Annotated in this window: 1 protein-coding gene; it reads left to right on the forward strand. The window is 70.0% G+C overall.

The genetic code is table 11. The annotated features are described in order from the left end of the window. Window positions 1–1544, forward strand: a 1544-nt coding sequence (locus tag EU556_RS25890; protein WP_210116389.1) for a glycosyl hydrolase family 28-related protein, incomplete at both ends; no start/stop codon positions are given.

Here is a 1544-nt window from a genome sequence, read left to right on the forward strand (position 1 = left end):
CAAAGCGACGCCTACTGCCTGCGCGTGACGGCCCCCGCCAGCCTGGTGCCCGGCACCCGCTACGAGCTGCTGGTCAGCAACGGCGCCGGCGCCAGCGCCGGCGAGGTGCGCGCTGAGCAGTCGGTGCAAGCCATCGCCGCCGGCGCCGACTACTTCCAGCTGCAGGTGCCCTGGGCTGCCAAGTTTGACTTCACCCAGAACGTGTACAACGTCAAGACCGACCCGCGCCTGCGCCTGAAGGCCGTCGGTGACGGCAGCGCCAACGACCAGCCCGCCCTGCAGGCGGCCATCCAGCAGGCCGCCGCCGCCGGCGGGGGCATCGTCTACGTGCCGGCCGGCACCTACAAGCTCGTCTACTCCAGCGTCTCGGGCCTGGAGCTGCCCGCCCGCGTGGTGGTGCAGGGCGCCGGCCCCACGCTCACGCGCCTGCGCTACGGCTACGGGGCGGCCTACGCCTTCGGCTACGCCGTGGGCTTTATGGGCAACGCCCAGCGCGTGGGCCTGGCGGACCTCTCGCTGGAGAACGTCAACGAGCAGGGCCGCTGGCAGCGCAACCTGTGCGTGTACCCCGGCACGCTGCGCGACGCCTTCTTGCGCAACGTGCACTGGTCCTACAGCGGCGAGGCCTTGACCTTCCTGCAGCCCAGCGAGCGGGTGCTGCTCACCGGCTGCCGCTTCATCAGCCGCCACAACCCGCTGGCCGGGCTGCAGCAGGGCCCGCTGGCGGTGGAGAGCGCGCGCGCCTTCACGCTGCGCAACTGCTACCTGCTGCACGAGGTCTGGCAGACGGGCTTCAACGACAACTGCAGCGAGCTGGTGGTGGAGGGCAACACGTTCGTGCGCGACGCGGCCATCCTGTATTCGGCCAACAAGCCCACGATCGAGACGCGCACGCTCTCGATCAACTTCGCCCAGAACGTGGCGCTGGTGGGCAACACGTTCGAGACCATCAACGGGCCGGCCCCGGACAACAACGACGGGGAGACGCTGCTCAACGAGGGCGGCGGGCCCAACCGCAAGGACGCCTACTACGGGCGGGTGAGCGGGGCCACGGCCAGCACGCTGCAGGACGCGACGGCCAGCTGGGGCGCGCTCACCAGCCAGGCCGTGGTGGTCATCATCCAGGGCAAGGGCCTGGGCCAGTGGCGGCGCATCACGGCCAGCGCGGGCCAGAGCCTGACGGTGGAGCGGGGCTGGGACGTGGTGCCGGACCAGAGCTCGCGCTACTCGATTACGGACTGGTCGGCGCGCAACTGGCTGGTCAAGGACAACGTGCTGCGCCACAACCGGGCGGGCTTGGAGTTCTGGTCGTGCAGCACGCTGGACGTGGCTGTGGTGGGCAACCGCTTGACCAACAACGACGGGATCCTGCTGCGGCCGGGCCAGACGCTGATCCAGGGGGCGCAGGTGTTCAACATGGTGTATAACACGCAGCTGGTGGGCAACTGGGTGGAGAACGTGGAGGACCGCACCAACACGGGGGCGCCGGCCTACATCGGGCTGCTGCCCTACCAGTACGGGGTGAGCCAGAGCCTGGGCACGGC

The sequence above is a fragment of the Hymenobacter fodinae genome (assembly GCF_004745825.1).
GTDB lineage: Bacteria > Bacteroidota > Bacteroidia > Cytophagales > Hymenobacteraceae > Hymenobacter > Hymenobacter fodinae.